Source organism: Veillonella montpellierensis DSM 17217 (genome assembly GCF_000426745.1).
In the GTDB taxonomy this organism is placed as follows: Bacteria; Bacillota; Negativicutes; order Veillonellales; family Veillonellaceae; genus Veillonella; species Veillonella montpellierensis.
Genome location: NZ_AUFY01000012.1, coordinates 19496 through 37536 on the forward strand (window position 1 = coordinate 19496; position 18041 = coordinate 37536).

The 18041-nt window shown below is 35.3% G+C and carries 17 protein-coding genes and 1 riboswitch; of the genes, 16 read left to right on the forward strand and 1 reads right to left on the reverse strand.

Going from position 1 to position 18041, the window contains the following annotated elements:
- The 16 genes from grpE (at position 1) to K357_RS0104695 (ending at position 17064) form a co-directional block, all read left to right on the forward strand.
- A complete protein-coding gene (grpE, locus tag K357_RS0104620; RefSeq protein ID WP_197049767.1) occupies positions 1 to 540 on the forward strand; it encodes a nucleotide exchange factor GrpE in 540 nt (179 codons plus the stop codon).
- 89 nt (positions 541 to 629) lie between these two features.
- Entirely contained in the window at positions 630 to 2459 is a 1830-nt protein-coding gene (gene dnaK / locus K357_RS0104625) for a molecular chaperone DnaK (RefSeq protein WP_028257665.1), read from the forward strand.
- A gap of 19 nt (positions 2460 to 2478) precedes the next feature.
- Positions 2479 to 3633: a molecular chaperone DnaJ gene (dnaJ, locus tag K357_RS0104630; RefSeq protein ID WP_028257666.1), complete on the forward strand. Its 1155-nt coding sequence runs from the start codon at positions 2479 to 2481 to the stop codon at positions 3631 to 3633.
- 85 nt (positions 3634 to 3718) lie between these two features.
- Positions 3719 to 4576: a 50S ribosomal protein L11 methyltransferase gene (locus K357_RS0104635; RefSeq protein WP_028257667.1), complete on the forward strand. Its 858-nt coding sequence runs from the start codon at positions 3719 to 3721 to the stop codon at positions 4574 to 4576.
- Positions 4577 to 4587: 11 nt separating this feature from the next.
- Positions 4588 to 5322 (forward strand): RsmE family RNA methyltransferase, encoded by a 735-nt coding sequence (locus K357_RS0104640; protein WP_028257668.1) that lies wholly within the window; start codon positions 4588 to 4590, stop codon positions 5320 to 5322.
- Positions 5323 to 5370: 48 nt separating this feature from the next.
- Entirely contained in the window at positions 5371 to 6672 is a 1302-nt protein-coding gene (gene mtaB / locus K357_RS0104645; RefSeq protein ID WP_028257669.1) for a tRNA (N(6)-L-threonylcarbamoyladenosine(37)-C(2))-methylthiotransferase MtaB, read from the forward strand.
- 14 nt (positions 6673 to 6686) lie between these two features.
- Complete coding sequence (locus tag K357_RS0104650; protein ID WP_028257670.1) at positions 6687 to 7043, forward strand: histidine triad nucleotide-binding protein; 357 nt, start codon at positions 6687 to 6689, stop codon at positions 7041 to 7043.
- 131 nt (positions 7044 to 7174) lie between these two features.
- Positions 7175 to 7354 carry a 30S ribosomal protein S21 gene (gene rpsU / locus K357_RS0104655; RefSeq protein ID WP_004695751.1) on the forward strand — a complete coding sequence of 60 codons (180 nt, stop codon included), beginning with the start codon at positions 7175 to 7177 and terminating at the stop codon, positions 7352 to 7354.
- A 13-nt stretch (positions 7355 to 7367) separates the two neighbouring features.
- The gene (locus K357_RS0104660) at positions 7368 to 7814 is read left to right on the forward strand and encodes a GatB/YqeY domain-containing protein (protein WP_028257671.1); all 447 of its coding nucleotides are present in this window, start codon (positions 7368 to 7370) and stop codon (positions 7812 to 7814) included.
- A 144-nt stretch (positions 7815 to 7958) separates the two neighbouring features.
- On the forward strand, positions 7959 to 9860 hold the full coding sequence (locus tag K357_RS0104665) for a type I glutamate--ammonia ligase (protein ID WP_028257672.1): 1902 nt from the start codon (positions 7959 to 7961) through the stop codon (positions 9858 to 9860).
- A gap of 190 nt (positions 9861 to 10050) precedes the next feature.
- Entirely contained in the window at positions 10051 to 10545 is a 495-nt protein-coding gene (locus K357_RS0104670; protein ID WP_038113612.1) for an ECF transporter S component, read from the forward strand.
- 104 nt (positions 10546 to 10649) lie between these two features.
- The gene (locus K357_RS0104675) at positions 10650 to 11393 is read left to right on the forward strand and encodes an AIR synthase related protein (protein WP_028257674.1); all 744 of its coding nucleotides are present in this window, start codon (positions 10650 to 10652) and stop codon (positions 11391 to 11393) included.
- A 359-nt stretch (positions 11394 to 11752) separates the two neighbouring features.
- A complete protein-coding gene (gene pflB, locus K357_RS0104680; RefSeq protein WP_028257675.1) occupies positions 11753 to 14005 on the forward strand; it encodes a formate C-acetyltransferase in 2253 nt (750 codons plus the stop codon).
- Between the two features lie 137 nt (positions 14006 to 14142).
- A complete protein-coding gene (pflA, locus tag K357_RS0104685) occupies positions 14143 to 14907 on the forward strand; it encodes a pyruvate formate-lyase-activating protein (RefSeq protein WP_028257676.1) in 765 nt (254 codons plus the stop codon).
- Positions 14908 to 14983: 76 nt separating this feature from the next.
- Positions 14984 to 15092: riboswitch (TPP riboswitch) on the forward strand.
- A gap of 94 nt (positions 15093 to 15186) precedes the next feature.
- The gene (thiC, locus tag K357_RS0104690; RefSeq protein WP_028257677.1) at positions 15187 to 16497 is read left to right on the forward strand and encodes a phosphomethylpyrimidine synthase ThiC; all 1311 of its coding nucleotides are present in this window, start codon (positions 15187 to 15189) and stop codon (positions 16495 to 16497) included.
- A 60-nt stretch (positions 16498 to 16557) separates the two neighbouring features.
- Positions 16558 to 17064, forward strand: a complete 507-nt coding sequence (locus K357_RS0104695; RefSeq protein WP_028257678.1) for a DUF456 domain-containing protein — start codon at positions 16558 to 16560, stop codon at positions 17062 to 17064.
- Positions 17065 to 17144: 80 nt separating this feature from the next.
- Here the strand turns inward: K357_RS0104695 and K357_RS0104700 are convergent, their stop codons facing one another.
- Positions 17145 to 17951, reverse strand: coding sequence for a basic amino acid ABC transporter substrate-binding protein (locus tag K357_RS0104700; RefSeq protein WP_028257679.1), 807 nt, complete (start codon positions 17949 to 17951; stop codon positions 17145 to 17147).
- Between the last annotated feature and the right edge of the window lie 90 nt (positions 17952 to 18041).

Consider the following 18041-nt stretch of genomic DNA (forward strand, 5'->3'; position numbering starts at 1 on the left):
ATGGTGACGGAACAAGAAAATTTAACTCATGATGAAACAGTACATATGGAAGAAAATCCTCAAGAAGAGGTAGTGGAAGAAACACCGACTACATTGGAAGAAGATATTGAAAGTTTAAAAGCTGACTTTGATAATCGGTATAAACGTTTACAAGCTGATTTTGAAAACTTTAAACGACGTACTAACCAAGAGAAAGAACAACTTTCTGGATTCATAAAAGGCGAAGTGTTAAAAGATATATTACCTATTTTAGATAATTTTGAACGAGCTATTGCAGTGCCTGCTAATGGAGATGTAAAAGTCTTTTTGGATGGGTTTATTATGATCCATCAGAATTTGATGGATATATTATCTAAGCAAGGGTTAGAGGCAATCGAAGCGGTGGGTAAACCGTTTGACCCTAATTTGCATGAAGCTGTTATGCGAGTAGATTCTGAAGAATATGAAAATGATACAGTTTGTGAAGTGTTACAAACTGGCTATACGGTAGATGGCCGTTGTATTCGACCAGCAATGGTAAAAGTTGTTAATAATGCTTAACTAAGTGCGTATTTATGATATAAATACAGACTTATAGAATATAATTTACTTCATTTAGGAGAATAGATAATCATAGGAGGTCATGTAACATGGCAAAAGTAATTGGTATTGATTTAGGTACAACAAATTCGTGTGTAGCAGTAATGGAAGGCGGCGAACCAGTCGTTATTGCTAATCAGGAAGGGGCTCGTACAACTCCTTCTGTAGTTGGTTTTACTAAAAATGGAGAACGTTTAGTAGGTCAATTAGCTAAACGTCAGGCTGTTTCTAACCCTGAAAACACAATTTCTTCTATTAAACGTCATATGGGTAGTGATTACAAAGTAACTGTAGAAGGTAAATCGTATACACCTCAAGAAATTTCAGCTATGGTGCTTCAAAAAATTAAAGCCGATGCTGAAGCATACTTAGGAGAAACTGTATCACAGGCTGTTATTACAGTTCCTGCTTATTTTACAGATGCACAACGCCAAGCGACTAAAGATGCTGGTGCCATCGCTGGCTTAGAAGTATTGCGTATTATTAATGAACCAACAGCAGCTGCATTAGCATATGGTGTTGATAAAGATGAAGATGGTAAAGTTTTGGTATTTGACCTTGGTGGCGGTACATTTGACGTATCTATCCTTGAATTAGGTGATGGCGTATTTGAAGTAAAAGCTACGAGCGGTAACAACCATTTAGGTGGTGACGATTTTGATAATCGTATTATGGAATGGTTAATTTCTGAATTCAAAAAAGAATCTGGTATTGACTTATCCAATGATAAAATGGCAGACCAACGTTTAAAAGAAGCAGCAGAAAAAGCTAAAATTGAGTTATCTGGTACATTGAGTACTCAAATTAACTTACCATTTATCACAGCTGATGCAACTGGTCCAAAACATTTAGATTTAACCTTAACTCGTGCTAAATTTGAAGAATTAACTGCTGATTTAGTAGAAGCAACTATTGAACCAACTAAAAAAGCATTAGCTGATTCTGGATTATCAGTTAATGAAATCGATAAAGTATTGCTTGTAGGTGGATCTTCTCGTATTCCAGCAGTTCAAGAAGCTATTAAACGTGTACTTGGTAAAGAACCTACTAAGAATGTTAATCCTGATGAATGTGTTGCTGTAGGCGCAGCTATTCAAGGTGGTGTTCTTGTAGGGGAAGTTAAAGATGTATTGCTACTTGATGTAACACCATTGTCTTTGGGGATTGAAACATTAGGTGGTGTATTTACTCGTATTATTGATAGAAATACAACCATCCCAACTTCTAAATCACAAGTATTCTCTACAGCAGCTGACAACCAACCATCAGTTGATATTCATGTGTTGCAAGGGGAACGTGAATTTGCTAATGATAACAAAACATTAGGCCGTTTTGAATTAACCGGCATTCCTGCAGCACCACGTGGAGTACCTAAAATTGAAGTAACTTTTGATATTGATGCGAATGGTATCGTTCATGTAAAAGCAAAAGATTTAGGCACTCAAAAAGAACAAAAAATTACTATTACATCTTCTAGCGGATTACAACAAGAAGAAATCGATCGCATGGTAAAAGAAGCGGAAGCCCATGCTGCTGAAGATAAAGCTAAAAAAGAAGAATTAGAAGTTAAAAATAATGCAGATTCTCTAGTATATCAAGCGGAAAAAGCTTTGAAAGACTTTGAAGGTAAAGGCGATGCAGCTATTATGGAACAAGTGAAGACTGCAAAAGACAAATTAAAAGCATCTATCGAAACAGGTAATGTTGAACAAATTAAAAAAGATAGCGAAGAATTAACAAAACCTTTATACGAATTGTCTACAAAAATGTATGAACAAGCACAAGCTGCAGGAGATGGTGCTGCACAAGAAGAAACTAAAAAAGAAGACGATAATGTAGTTGACGCAGATTATACTGTAGTCGATGATGATAAAAAATAATAAGAAGGGTCGGTACTAGATGGCAAGAGACTATTATGAAATCTTGGGTGTCAGCAAGGATGCTAGTCAAGATGAAATAAAGAAAGCGTTTCGAAAAAAAGCGCGCCAATACCATCCTGATGTAAATAAAGATAACCCAGAAGCTGCCGATAAATTTAAGGAATGTAATGAAGCTTATGAAGTGTTATCCGATGATACTAAAAAGGCTCAATACGACCAATTTGGACATGATGCTTTTACGCAAGGAGGTGGAGCATCAGCTGGTGGGTTCCAAGGCGGATTTGGACAAGGCTTTGGTGGCTTCGGCGGACAAGCTGGTGGCTTTGGTGATATTTTTGATATGTTCTTTGGCGGTGGTGGTCAACAACAGCGTGGACCAGAAAAAGGGGCTGATTTACGTCAAGATGTAGATATTAGCTTTGAAGACGCTGCCTTTGGCAAAGAAATGGCTATTGAAGTTAATCGCCATGAAGAATGTGATCACTGCCATGGAACAGGTGGTGAACCAGGCACAAAAGTAACTACTTGTTCACGTTGTCATGGTACAGGTCAAGAAACAGTGATTAAAAATACGCCGTTTGGACAAATGAGAACGGCACGCACATGTAGTGCTTGTCATGGTAGTGGTAAGAATATTGAAAAACGTTGTTCTAAATGTCATGGTAGTGGAGAAGTCGTAGCTAAGCGAAAAATCACTATTAAGATTCCAGCAGGTGTAGATAGTGGATCTAGATTACGTGTTGCTAATGAGGGAGAACCAGGTATACTAGGTGGACCTAAGGGCGATTTATACGTATATATTTATGTTCGACCTCATAAAGAGTTTGAACGTAATGGCAATGATGTTATTAGTCATGCAGATATTACCTTTGCACAGGCTGCATTAGGTGCTACTATTCAAGTAAATACGTTAGATGGTAAAGTAGAATTAAAAATACCAGAAGGAACTCAAACCGGGACAGCATTTAGAATAAAAAACAAAGGTATTCCATATTTACGTAATATGAATCGTCGTGGGGATCAACATATTATTGTGAATGTGAAAACGCCAAAGAAACTAACAGATAAGCAACGCGAGTTGTTATTGCAATTTGCTCATGAAGGACATGAAGACGTTAATGGCTTACAAGTTAGTAAAACATTGATGGATAAAATTAAAGATGTTTTTAAATAAACAAATCTTATTTATAACTATTGATTTATAGAGTGCTATTATAAAGTGCTAATACTCAATGAATCAATGCTATGAAGGAGTAGGTATGAAATGGATTGAAATATCCATTACTGTAAAAAGAGTAGCCACCGATGAGGTGACTACTCTTTTTAGTGACTATACAGATAATGGAATTGTTGAAGAAGAAGTAGCTGATTCTTCTGATTTAATTATGTTAAAATTATATGGTAATATGAGTAAATCGGAAGACGAATGGATCGATGAGATACAAAGCATATTGAAAGACGCGCATATCTCTGTTGAATCAATTATGGCAACTACTATCGATGAACAAGATTGGTATACAAATTGGCAACAATATATTGAGCCTACAGAAATTTTACCTAATATCATTATTAAACCAGCGTGGAAATCATATGATATAAGACCTAATGACAAAGTTATAGAAATAGATTCACAATTATCATTCGGCACAGGAGCGCATGAAACAACACGATCATGTGCTAAACTAATGAATATATATGGAAAACATGCTACAACGTGCTTAGATATTGGAACAGGCACAGGAATTTTATTACTCATTGCGCATCAGTTAGGAATTCCTACTTTAGTGGGCATTGATATTGATGCATCGGCAGTGGAGCAAGCACAACATAATTGTAAACAGAATAACGTACTAGCTCATATTATATGTGGAGATTTGGACAGTGATTTTACAGGTACGGCCGATTTAATCATGGCCAATTTGACAGTGGATCCATTAAAATTATTACTACCTGTTATAGGACGTAAATTGTCGACTCATGGTATATTAATTATTAGTGGTATTATTGATGAACGTTATGATGAAATCATGCCGTATATTAAACGACACTGGCGTATCAAAGCAGAGGATGTTAATGGATCTTGGCATACGTTTGTATTAGAACAATTGATGACATAAGAGAAATAATTATGAAAAAAATTTTTATTTCCTCTTTATTAGAGGATACGATCATATTACCTACAGAAACTACACATCATGTATTACATGTATTGCGACATCCCTTTCAGAAACCTATTATCGTTGCAGATAAAAATGGGAATCATGGATTATATCAGTTTTTAGAAGAAGTTGATGGACGTGCAGTTATGCAGATAATCGAATACCAAAAGGTAGAGTCTAGTCAGCATCAAATCGTGTTAGTACAATCCTTTTTGAAAGGTGATAAATTTGATTGGGTTTTGCAAAAAGCAACTGAATTAAATGTAGGTACGATTTATGCAACAAGCACTGCTAATTGTGTAGCTCAGTATGATAGAAAAAAACTACATACTAAAAAACAAAGATGGGAAAAAATTATACAAGAAGCCTCACAACAATGTGGTCGTTATGAAATGCCTAATCTAGTGGTGGATATGTCTGTTGATACTATCTTAGCAGGCGAAACGCATTCAATTTGTTTTGTTGCCTATGAAGATGAAAAAGGAACTACTTTAAAAGAAGCTTTGTCAGAAAAGTTATACAAACAAGAGGATAATCAGCGTATTCTCATATTTATTGGACCAGAAGGTGGGTTTACTAGAAATGAAATCGAACATATGGTAGAATATGGAGTCCAGCCTGTTAGTTTGGGGCATAATATACTTAGAGCAGAAACAGCCGCCATAGCAGCGATGGCAATGATAGCATATGAAGTGAATCTATAATAGTAGAAAGGAGTCTATGATAGTTGAATGAAATGTCATAAAAATACGATGAAAACAGTTGCCTTTACTACCTTAGGATGTCGTGTGAATCAATATGATACAGATGCAATGAAAGGTTTGTTCTTACAAAAAGGATATGAGGTTGTTCCCTTTGATGATGTAGCTGATATTTATGTCATTAATACGTGTTCCGTTACTAATATGGGAGAGCGTAAATCACGTCAGCTAATTCGAAAAGCTAAGAGAACTAATGAGGCAGCCCGCATTATTGTTACTGGTTGCTATGCACAACTCGATCCAGATGCTATTGCAGCTATCGAAGGTGTTAGCTTGGTAATTGGTACAAATAACCGACATCGCATTGTAGAACTGATAGAAGAGATTGATGTAACAGAACAACAAATTAATGCGGTTCGAAATATTATGGAGCAAGCTACATTTGAAGAAATGCCATTATTAGGGGACGAGTCTAATAAATCGAGAGCATTTATGAAAATACAAGAAGGGTGTAACAATTATTGCGCCTTTTGTATTATTCCCTATACACGGGGAAAGTTAAAATCAAGACGGATTGATGATATTGTACAAGAAGCTAAGCGATTGGTAAATCATGGGTATCATGAAATTGTTTTGACCGGTATTCACTTGGGAAATTATGGCATAGAATTACCTGATAGACCAATATTGGCGGATGTGGTTAAAGCATTACTAGATATTCCAGAATTGAGACGTATTCGCTTTGGATCTATTGAATCTGTTGAAGTATCCGATGAGTTGGTTCATTTGATGGCTACCAATAAAAGAGTGTGTCCTAATTTACATTTACCATTACAAGCAGGGTCGAATCATGTATTACAATTGATGAAACGTCACTATACATTGAATGAATATAAGAAATTAATTAGTTGGTTGCGCTCTAAAATTCCTGATATATCAATTACAACAGATATTATTGCAGGGTTTCCACAAGAAACTGATGAGGACTTTGAAGAAACGATAAAAACAGTAAAAGAAATTGGATTTACTCATATTCACGCTTTTCCGTATTCCATTAGAAAAGGAACACCTGCTGCGGATATGCCATATCAAGTACCTGAAGCTGTAAAAAAAACGAGAGTGGCTATTTTAAATCGTTTAAGTGAAGAAGGCTTTCAAAAATATGCATCATCTCGAATTGGTAAAAAAGCAGAAATTCTCATTGAAAAAGAAGAAGATGGTTGGTATAAAGGCTTAACGAATGAGTATATTCATGGTAAAATAAAAAAAGGTTCCACACCGTATGAAATAGGTGACCTTGTTGGTGGAACTGTGGTATCAATTGATGATAATTATGTTGTTATTGAATCGTAATATAGGAGGCATGTATGCTTCATAGTAAAGAAGATTGCATTTTTTGCAAAATTGTTAATGGCGAAATTCCAGCTAAAAAGGTGTTAGAAAATGATAAATTTTTATCATTTTATGATTTAAATCCCGTAGCTAAAGTTCATGTGTTAATTATCCCTAAAAATCACATTTCTAATATAGCTCATTTAAATGAAAATAATGCTGACTATATAGCAGGAATTTTATCATTTGCCAAAGAAGTAGCTAAAGAATTAGGAATTTCTAAGGATGGCTATCGTCTAATCTTTAATACTGGCGAAAAGGCAGGTCAAACAGTATTTCATATGCATGCACACATGCTTGGTGGAGAAGAGTTATCATGGCCTAACCCTTGATGAGTCTAGTAAATTACCCTATTTACCATTAGATGGATATTGACAAATATTAATAAAGTCATTATAATAATCTCATGTGCGTATATAAAATACCTGCACTTCCCTAGTAAAATTTGGAGGGAGGGATATAGATGTCTGAAATCAAAGTCGGTAAAAATGAAACGCTTGAAAGTGCTCTTCGCCGTTTCAAACGCTCCTGCCAAAAAGCGGGTGTTTTGTCTGAAGTAAGAAAACGTGAACACTACGAAAAACCAAGCGTAAAAAGAAAGAAAAAATCTGAAGCAGCACGTAAACGCAAATTCAGAGCATAATCTTGGAGGAAGTATGTCCTTAAAAGATCAATTAAAAACTGATATGAAGGAAGCTATGAAAGCTCGTGAAGCTGGCAAAGTAGCTCTTTCTGTTATCCGAATGGTTAACAGTGCCATTAGAAATACAGAAATCAATGAAAAAATAGAATTAGATGATGACGGTGTTATCACTATACTTGCTAAAGAAATGAAAAGTCGTCATGACTCGTTAGCAGAATTTAAAAAAGGTGGCCGTGAAGATTTAGTTTTACAAACACAAGCAGAGATGGATGTATTAGCTAACTATTTACCTAAACAATTAGAGGAAGAAGAAATCCGTAAAATTGTAGCTGAAGCAATACTAGCATGTGGTGATGATGTCAATATGGGCAATGTTATGCGTCATGTTATGCCAAGCACAAAGGGTAAAGCTGATGGTAAGTTGGTAAGTGATATTGTAAAAGAAATGCTTGCCAAATAAATTTGTTGACAAAGAATGTAACTTGTGATATTCTTTCTACAAAGATAATAATAGTCAATGAAGACTTCTCGATACAGTATATATTACTGTATGGGAAGTCTTTTTTGTCATATTAGAAAAAAGCGTTGTTAGTATAAGGAGGATATGGTTATGTCTACAGAATTATTATATTATATTCCTGCTGGTCAATATGGAAAAGAAGGTGTATTGGCTTTATTGGAACAACACCCAGAAATTAAATTTGTGTCATTAGTAGGAATTGACTTAGCAGGGAATGATACAGATGAAAAGATTCCTATAAGTGCATTCTTTAAAGATTATGAATCTTTTTTTGAAGGGACAGCGGTTCAAACTGATGGATCATCTGTAGTATTAACTAATATTGCAACTTTAAATAATGCTCGTGTTGATATGTGGGGAGACCCAAGTGTTAATTGGTTTATTGACTACAACTATGAACATATGGATGAAGAAACAGGCTTGCCTGTAGGAACACTTCGTATTCCAGCATTTTTGATGCATTGTAACCGATATGTTGATTCTCGTGCTATTTTAAAAAATAGCTGTGACTATGTAAAAGCCGAAATGTTAAAGCTCTTTCAAAAACATGATATTCCAGGGCTAGATCATTTTAAAGCGGCTGATGTAGAAGATATTATATTCACATCAGCTACAGAATTAGAGTTTTGGGTAAAAACACCATCTATTGGTATTGCGAAAAAAGAGCTATCTACATCACAAAAACTACAAGAACAATATTGGCAACGAACACATGGTGCTGTTAGAACTGCCTTAGAACAAGCTGTAGAACGTCTTGATCAATATGGCATGAAAGCTGAAATGGGACATAAAGAAGTTGGTGGTGTTAAAGGCAAAATTGGTGATGATGGACATATTGATTATGTATTAGAACAATTAGAAATTGACTGGAAATTTACGAATCATCCATTGCAAACTGCAGATAATGAATTACAGGCTCGTATTATCGTTCGCGAAGTATTCCGGGAAAATGGATTGGATGTTACCTTTAATGCTAAGCCAATTATTGGAGTAGCTGGATCTGGGGAACATACTCATTTTGGCTTAATGGCTAAATTAAAAAATGGTAAAGTCATTAACTTGTTTTCTCCAAAAAATATGAGAGAAGAGGCTGTATCGGTTCCTGGCTTAGGGGCTATTATGGGTTTATTGAAAAACTATGAAGCAATTAATCCATTCATTAGCTCTACTACTGATTCATTAAATCGGTTAAAACCAGGTTTTGAAGCACCTGTCTGTATTGTTACTTCTTTAGGTACTAGCCCAGATGTTCCAAGTCGCAATAGAACAATTCTTTGTGGGTTAATTCGCGATTTAGATAATCCTATGGCAACTCGTTATGAGCTACGTTCTCCTAATCCATATACTAATACATATACCGCATTAGCGCTTATTTTCTTGGCAGCTTTCGATGGTATTAAATATGCGTTAGAATCAGGAAAAACAAGGGCTCAATTAGAGGCAGAATTATCAAAAGCACCAGGTGACGTAGCTGATTATTTAGAAACAGATAGAGCGTATCGCACTGAAAAAGATGTTTTTGAAGATTATACCGCAGAAGAAAGAAATCAAATGTTTGGTGTTCCACCAGCTACTGTATGGGAAAATGTGAAGGGCTATACAGACCATCCTGATAAAGTGGCGGCCTTATCATTAGGTGGAGGATTCCCAAAAGATTTGATGGATTCCTTTATCGCTTCTATTTTAAAACGTTGGAGATTAGAGTTAGCTAACCGTTTGATTCCTACTAATTTAGAGATAGTGCGTAAATGTGTGAAATTGCATAATGAATCGAATGCTATTGATGATGCAGCATGGCATGAAGTTAATGAGTTACGATACTATTTAGCAAAAGATACGGAAACAAATCAATCCTTATTTACTCGCTTAACAGATGCATTAGGCACTGGGAAGTATGATATAGCTTCTGATCTTCAAGTAGAAATGAATGCATGCATGGAAAAATTAGAAGCTAAGTATGCTAATTATAGTAAAAATATTTTTTAATCTACTACCATACTAGTAAGTAGGAACATATTAATTAAGACTTAAGTATATGTACACAAAATAAACTGCCATATGGTCTTTGTACTGTATGGCAGTTTATTTTTTAGTGGTCAATTAGTCAGATTAATGGTAGTATAAAATATACATTGATGCACTATACAGTAATCGATTAGAAAGGGATTGATATAGTATGAAGGAAAGTATTACTACAAAAAAAATAGCATTAGCAGGATTACTATTAGCGTTAGCTGTTATTGGGGCTAATATAAAAATTATGGGCTCCATCGCGTTAGATTCCGCACCAGCATTTATTGGTGCGATTTTATTAGGACCTTGGATAGGCTCTTTACTTGGTGGCATCGCACATATGATATCTGCTCTATTAGTGGGCTTTCCATTATCAATACCAGTTCATTGTACAGTAGCTTGTGTTATGATTGTAAGTTGTGCTATTTATAGCATTATAGGAAATTACTTTAAAGATAGGTATCGCTTTTTGGGAATTTTTCTTGCCTCTGTGGTCGCCTATTTCATTAATGTAGTTATTGGTTTAGCTATTATGGATGAAGCATTTCATGTATCACTATGGATTTTATTCGTACCACTTTCTATAGCTGCAATTACCAATTTATGCATTGCCGCCATAGCATTGTGTATTATTCTGTCAAAGAAATTATATAAATAGTTCTACTGAGAAATCGATTGATTTAGTATATATCACTTATACTATCAGATATAATGTATAGTATAAGTGTGAATATATAGTCAAATACATGAAAGTGATTGCATATGAAATATAGAGATTTAACAATTATACCTGTTGGAACAAATCAATCTATGGTGATAGCTTGTGATATGTCAGCAGGAATTGGAGAAGCGGTGCATGATTTATTGAAGGTGCCATACACTATGGTAGGCGCCTATGCGGCTCGCGTTGTATTAATTGAATTACTAGCATTTGGGGCGACGCCCATTCTATTAACTAATTTAGTGGGGAATCATTTTGAGACAGTAGGGCAGGCTGTTTTACAGGGAATACGGGAGGAAATAACATTAGCTAAACTTTCTAATGTTGAAATTAATGGTAGTTCAGAAGAAAATATGGTACTTACATCGACTAGCGTAGGTGTTACCGGCATGGGCATTATTAATTCTACTGAGTATTCTATGTCTACCATACGTGCAGGTGATTGTATATATTGTGTGGGTAAGCCCTTAGTGGGACAAGCGGTTATTGATGAATTAGAGTCTATTGTCACCTATGATGATATATATGCTTTGCAAAAAATTGATTTTGTGAAAGAAATTATACCAGTAGGATCGCAAGGAATTTGGGAAGAATGTTTCTCGTTAACAAAGGCTACAAAAAAATGCTCTCATGAAACATTCCTATTTAATGAGGCATTGAGTGATACATTCTTGTCAACTAGTGCAGGACCAGCTACATGTGTATTGGTAGTAGTGCCACATAAAAATGAAAATAATTTTTTAAAATTCTTCCCTAACGCATATTATATTGCTACAGTAAAATGAGAATATATAGTATTATATAGATACGTATAAAAATATTTTATATATACTGAATATATCAAAACGCATAGTAAATAATAATTATTATTTACTATGCGTTTTTTATCTACTTATTGTTCCTATTTTATATAATCCTTGATATACCAATAGATATAAGGATTGTTTGATATATCTAGGGGAATATACCCGTTAAATAGAAGTGATTATATTGACAGTAATTATCATATAAACATATAATCAAAGTAAGAAGTCTGACAATATGATTATTGCTAATCATATACTGTGAATCGGATAAGTACCGGAAATTTTATAATTTGTTTTTCTAATAGTTGTTATATATCCGATATGGAGGAACGAATCATATGTTACAACACAAAGCATGGAATAATTTCAATGGTCGTTTATGGAAAGAAGAATGTAATGTTCGAGACTTTATCCAAACAAACTATACACAGTATGATGGGGATGAATCATTTTTAGCAGGTCCTACAGAAGCTACTAATATATTATGGACAAAAGTACAAGAATTACAAAAACAAGAACGGTTAAATGGTGGCGTATTAAAACAAGATGCTAATACAGTATCTAGTATTACCTCTCATGCACCAGGATATATTGATCCTGCTCATAAAGAATTAGAAAAAGTAGTGGGTTTGCAAACAGATGAACCATTAAAACGTGCATTTATGCCATATGGTGGTATTAAAATGGCAGAAGAAGCATTAGAAATGTACGGAGATAAGCCAAACCCTGAATTTCATAAAATTTTTAATGAATATCATAAAACACATAATCAAGCTGTATTTGATGCATATACTCCAGAAATGCGTGCAGCTCGTAGTAGTCATATTGTAACAGGCTTGCCAGATACATATGGCCGTGGTCGTATTGTTGGCGATTATCGTCGAGTTGCTTTATATGGTATTGATCAATTAATTGCATGGAAAGAAGAAGATAAAGCTAATTGTGGCTGTGGCGTTATGCTTGATTCTGTTATTCGCTTGCGTGAAGAATTAGCAGATCAAATTAAAGCATTGAAACAAATGAAAGAAATGGCGGCTTCCTATGGGTATGATATTTCTAAGCCAGCAGAAAATGCACGTGAAGCAGTACAATGGTTGTATTTTGGTTATTTAGCAGCTATAAAAACACAAAATGGTGCGGCTATGTCTGTAGGTCGTATTTCTACATTCTTGGATATTTATATTCAACGTGATTTAGAAGCAGGCACGTTAACAGAAGAAGAAGCACAAGAATTAATTGACCATATCGTATTAAAATTCCGTATGGTAAAATTCGCCCGCATTAAATCATACAATGAACTATTCTCTGGTGATCCTATTTGGGCAACATTGGAAATGGCTGGTATCGGTATGGATGGCCGTTCCATGGTTACTAAGAACGACTTCCGATTCTTGCATACATTGGAAAATATGGGACCTTCTCCAGAACCAAACTTGACTGTATTATATTCCTCTAAATTACCTGAACCATTTAAAAAGTATGCAGCTTATATTTCTGTATCTACTAGCTCAATTCAATATGAAAATGATGATGTTATGAAACCTGTTTGGGGCGATGACTATTCTATTTGCTGTTGCGTATCGGCTACACAAACAGGCAAGGAAATTCAATTCTTTGGAGCTCGTGCTAACCTTGCGAAAGCATTGTTATATGCTATTAATGGCGGTATTGATGAAAAATCTAAAAAACAAGTTGGCCCTAAATACGTACCAATTACCTCTGAATATTTGGATTATGATGAAGTAATGGCTAAATTTGTACCGATGCTAGATTGGTTAGCAGATATTTATGTAAATGTATTGAACTTGATTCACTATATGCATGATAAATATTATTATGAAGCGGCTGAAATGGCATTGATTGATACTGATGTACGTCGTACATTCGCTACGGGGATTGCAGGGTTCTCCCATGTCATCGATTCCTTATCGGCTATTAAATATGCGAAAGTAAAAGTGGTTCGTGGAGCAGATGGCATTGCAGAAAGCTTTGAAATTGATGGGGACTTCCCTAAATATGGTAATGATGATGATCGTGCTGATGAAATTGGCGTATGGTTGTTACGTACATTCTTAGCTATGATTAAACGTCGTCACACATATCGTGAATCCGAACCAACTACTTCTATTTTGACCATTACTTCTAATGTAGTATATGGTAAATATACAGGCATGCTACCAGATGGACGTCCTGCATGGACTCCATTTGCACCAGGCGCTAACCCTAGCTATAATGCTGACGCTAATGGCTTGTTGGCATCTTTGAACTCTGTAGCTAAATTACCATATGAATGGGCATTAGATGGTATTTCTAATACACAAAGTATGACACCATCTGCATTAGGTCATGATAACAAAGAACGCTCTGTAAATCTTGTACATGTTATGGATGGCTATTTTGATCAAGGGGCGCATCATTTGAATGTAAATGTATTTGGCAAAGAAACATTACTTGATATTATGGAACATCCAGATAAACCAGAATATGCAAACTTTACAATTCGCGTATCTGGATATGCCGTTAAATTTATCAATTTAACTCGCGAACAACAATTGGATGTTATTTCCAGAACATTCCATGAAAGAATGTAATGAATGAAGGCACATTTGACTAGGACTATGTGATTTTGATTTCCATAGGATACTAGCATATAGTGTGTAGTATAATTACATAGTAGCCCTGTGCTTTGCGCCAGGGCTATTTATGTATTGTAAAAGGAGGTGGTTCTATGGGAGATACACAAAGAGAAATAAAAGGGTTAGTAAATGCTACAGAATCATTTGGCGCTGTAGACGGGCCAGGATTACGATTTATTGTATTTTTACAAGGTTGTGCCATGCGTTGCCGATATTGCCACAATCCAGAAACGTGGCAATTTGATAATAGAAATGCACAATGGAGAACGCCAGAGGATGTATTTCAACAAGCATTACGGTATAAAGCGTACTGGCGAAATGGCGGCGGGATTACTGTGAGTGGTGGAGAGGCTTTATTGCAAATTGATTTTGTCATTGCATTATTTACATTGGCTAAAAAGAAAGGCATTCATACTTGTCTTGATACATCGGGAAATCCCTTTACGTGGGATGAGCCATTTTTTTCCAAGTTTGAAACATTATGTGACTTAACAGATTTGTTCTTATTAGATATAAAAGAAATAGATAATGAACGCCATAAGAAATTGACAGCACAAGCGAACACAAATATTTTAGAAATGGCTACGTATTTGTCAGATAAAGGTAAAGCCATGTGGATTCGTCATGTGCTGGTGCCAGGCATAACGACCGACATTGAGGGATTAACACGGTTAGCAGAATTTATAGATACATTACATACAGTGGAACGAGTAGAAGTCTTGCCATATCATGCTATGGCAATTCATGAATGGGAACGATTAGGAATACCATATACGTTAGAAAATGTTGAACCACCAACACAAGAACAGATTGATACAGCAGAACGTATATTAAAAGTAAGCAGATATAAGAAGTAACCTGAAAAGATAGTAAGTGGTCATCGTTGTTATAAAAAACTATTAAAATTTTATAAAGTGTGGTATACTGAAAAAAATAATAAAGATGGGGAGCTGACTGAAGTCGGCTGAGAGTAAACTGATTGGTTTAGACCCTTGACCTGATTTGGATAATGCCAACGTAGGAAAAGTTTCTAGTCATAAATAATGCGAGATACCTATAGATGGTATCTCGTTTTTATTTAGATTAACTAATCGTTACCCATGTGATAACAAGTGTAAATTTTAGGAGGTAATGAAATGAATTCATACACAACACAGATGGATGCAGCACGTAAAGGGATTATTACAGAACAAATGAAAATAGTAGCCCGTAAAGAATTTCGTCCTGTAGAAGAAATTCGTCAATTAGTAGCAGAAGGCAAAGTTGTTATCTGTGCTAATAAGAATCATACTTCGTTGGATCCAGAGGGTATTGGTAGTATGCTTCGCACTAAAATTAATGTTAATCTAGGTGTATCTCGCGATTGTAAAGATTATGATATTGAAATGCAAAAAGTAATGAAAGCCGTAGAGTTAGGGGCAGAATCCATTATGGATCTATCTAGTCATGGTAATACAGAGCCTTTTCGTGTTAAATTAACAACAGAATGCCCTGCCATGATTGGTACAGTGCCTATTTATGATAGTGTCATTCATCATCAAAAAGATTTGGCTGAATTAACCGCAAAAGATTTTATTGATGTAGTACGACTTCATGCAGAAAATGGTGTAGATTTTGTTACATTGCACTGTGGAATCACGCGTAAAACAATTGAACAAATTCGCAAGCACAAACGCAAAATGAATATTGTAAGTCGTGGTGGTAGTTTAGTGTTTGCTTGGATGAGTATGACGGGAAAAGAAAATCCATTTTATGAATACTTTGATGATATTCTAGATATTTGTGAAGAATATGATATGACAATATCCTTAGGTGATGCATGCCGCCCTGGATGCTTGGCAGATGCCACTGATGTGTGTCAAATTGAAGAATTGGTAAGACTAGGGGAATTGACAAAACGTGCTTGGGCACATAATGTACAAGTTATTGTTGAAGGACCGGGACATGTGCCATTGAATCAAGTAGCGGCAAATATGCAAGTTCAACAAACTATTTGTATGGGGGCTCCATTTTATGTATTAGGGCCATTAGTTACTGATATTGCACCTGGCTATGACCATATTACAGCGGCTATCGGAGGTGCAGTAGCTGCTATGAATGGAGCTGCATTTTTATGTTATGTAACGCCAGCAGAACATTTAGCATTACCTAATGTAGACGATGTAAAACAAGGTATCATTGCTTCTAAAATTGCAGCCCATGCAGCAGATATTGCAAAAGGCGTTCATCATGCACGTGATATTGATGATAAAATGGGAGAAGCTCGCCAAAAACTAGATTGGGAAGCACAATATGCATGCGCTTTAGATCCTAATACGGCTCGTGCGATTCGTGATAGTAGAGCACCTGAAAGTGATCATGCAGATACTTGTAGTATGTGTGGTAAATTCTGTGCTGTACGCAGTATGAATAAAGCATTAAACGATGAATATATTGACATTTTATAGAATGATTAGGCGCATCTATATTTTCTTGCTATAATAGACTTATAGGGAGGAGAATGTAATATGAATATCATTTTAGGCCTACTATTAGCAGTGTTATTTTTTATATCCTTAATGGCTACATTGATAGGGTTACCAGGAAACTGGTGTATCATTATTTTGACAGTGTTAATGGCTTTCTTTACGCATTGGCAAATTATATCTATCACTACAACAGTTATAGTAGTATTGGTCTTATTAGCGGGAGAACTGCTTGAAACTGTATCAGCTTTTCTAGGTATGAAAAAATATAAACCATCAAAATGGACTTATATAGCTACTTTCATAGGTGGCATAGTTGGCGGCCTTATCGGTACGAGTGTGTTCCCCTTGGTCGGCTCAATCATAGGCGCTGCTATTGGTGTATTTATTTGTACCTATGTTTGTGAAAGTTATATATCTCCTGGTAATGTGGCTGATAAAGTGGCAAAGCGTGCTATGATTGGCACATTAGTGGGTATATCCATCAAATTTATTATAGCTGTAGGCATCATTGTTTACATTCTAGGACAGATTTTTTTCGCTTCTTAACTATAATAAATAGATGGTTATAGAGTTGATATGAAAAAGGAACTAACATATAATGTTAGTTCCTTTTTTGTGTGAATTATTTATTCTACAGGCATATCAGTAGGGGCGTTTTGATTAAACCATTTTTGGTAAATTTTATCGAATTCGCCACTTGCTTTTAAGTCAGCAATTGCTTTATTGATTTCCTTTTGTAATTGACTATTATCCTGACTCATCGCAATACCAAAGTATTCATTCGCATTGTTATTAAGAGGTATGATTTTTAAATTTTCTTCTGGATGCTTGGACATATAATATTGGGCTACGGGTAAATCAAGTACAGCAGCTTCTACATTGCCAATTTTTAATTCTAGCAAGGCTTCATTACTGTGATCAAATTCTTTTATAGTAGCTCCATTAATGGCGTGAGCCGCTTTGGCACCAGTAGTACCTAACTGAACAGATACAGTATGATTGGATAAGTCATTTATGGAATTAATAGTAGTAGTTGATGATTTAGTAACAATGGCTAGTCCTGATTCATAATATGGTGTTGCAAATAATACTTTACTTTTTCTTTCTGGTGTAATGGTCATACCCGATACAGCAATATCTATATCTTTGCTCATTAAAGCTGGTATTAAAGCATCGAAAGAAACATTTTTAAATTCTACTTTAGCACCCATTTTATTGGCAATGGCATTAATCATATCGATATCATAACCATCATAGCCTTGCGTTTTTTCATCTTTAAACTCAAATGGTACAAAAGTAGGATTAGTACCAACTATGATCTTTTTCTCGTTAGTACTTGAAGTATTGTTAGACGATCCACAACCTGTGAATGCGGCCATGACAGACATGGCGACCATACCGATGGTTACTATTTTTTTGAAATTCATATACATGCACTCCTTTTGAATATCTATTAACGAAATATTTTTTGTATGTTGTTATTATAACTTTCTAATTTTAATAAGTCAATAAAAAATGAATAA

What these genes read in the sequence shown, in the direction of transcription:
- grpE (WP_197049767.1), top strand. Translation starts at nt 1, where the DNA reads ATGGTGACGGAACAAGAAAATTTAACTCATGATGAAACAGTACATATG.
- dnaK (WP_028257665.1), top strand. Translation starts at nt 630, where the DNA reads ATGGCAAAAGTAATTGGTATTGATTTAGGTACAACAAATTCGTGTGTA.
- dnaJ (WP_028257666.1), top strand. Translation starts at nt 2,479, where the DNA reads ATGGCAAGAGACTATTATGAAATCTTGGGTGTCAGCAAGGATGCTAGT.
- K357_RS0104635 (WP_028257667.1), top strand. Translation starts at nt 3,719, where the DNA reads ATGAAATGGATTGAAATATCCATTACTGTAAAAAGAGTAGCCACCGAT.
- K357_RS0104640 (WP_028257668.1), top strand. Translation starts at nt 4,588, where the DNA reads ATGAAAAAAATTTTTATTTCCTCTTTATTAGAGGATACGATCATATTA.
- mtaB (WP_028257669.1), top strand. Translation starts at nt 5,371, where the DNA reads ATGAAAACAGTTGCCTTTACTACCTTAGGATGTCGTGTGAATCAATAT.
- K357_RS0104650 (WP_028257670.1), top strand. Translation starts at nt 6,687, where the DNA reads ATGCTTCATAGTAAAGAAGATTGCATTTTTTGCAAAATTGTTAATGGC.
- rpsU (WP_004695751.1), top strand. Translation starts at nt 7,175, where the DNA reads ATGTCTGAAATCAAAGTCGGTAAAAATGAAACGCTTGAAAGTGCTCTT.
- K357_RS0104660 (WP_028257671.1), top strand. Translation starts at nt 7,368, where the DNA reads ATGTCCTTAAAAGATCAATTAAAAACTGATATGAAGGAAGCTATGAAA.
- K357_RS0104665 (WP_028257672.1), top strand. Translation starts at nt 7,959, where the DNA reads ATGGTTATGTCTACAGAATTATTATATTATATTCCTGCTGGTCAATAT.
- K357_RS0104670 (WP_038113612.1), top strand. Translation starts at nt 10,051, where the DNA reads ATGAAGGAAAGTATTACTACAAAAAAAATAGCATTAGCAGGATTACTA.
- K357_RS0104675 (WP_028257674.1), top strand. Translation starts at nt 10,650, where the DNA reads ATGAAATATAGAGATTTAACAATTATACCTGTTGGAACAAATCAATCT.
- pflB (WP_028257675.1), top strand. Translation starts at nt 11,753, where the DNA reads ATGTTACAACACAAAGCATGGAATAATTTCAATGGTCGTTTATGGAAA.
- pflA (WP_028257676.1), top strand. Translation starts at nt 14,143, where the DNA reads ATGGGAGATACACAAAGAGAAATAAAAGGGTTAGTAAATGCTACAGAA.
- thiC (WP_028257677.1), top strand. Translation starts at nt 15,187, where the DNA reads ATGAATTCATACACAACACAGATGGATGCAGCACGTAAAGGGATTATT.
- K357_RS0104695 (WP_028257678.1), top strand. Translation starts at nt 16,558, where the DNA reads ATGAATATCATTTTAGGCCTACTATTAGCAGTGTTATTTTTTATATCC.
- K357_RS0104700 (WP_028257679.1), bottom strand. Translation starts at nt 17,951, where the DNA reads ATGTATATGAATTTCAAAAAAATAGTAACCATCGGTATGGTCGCCATG.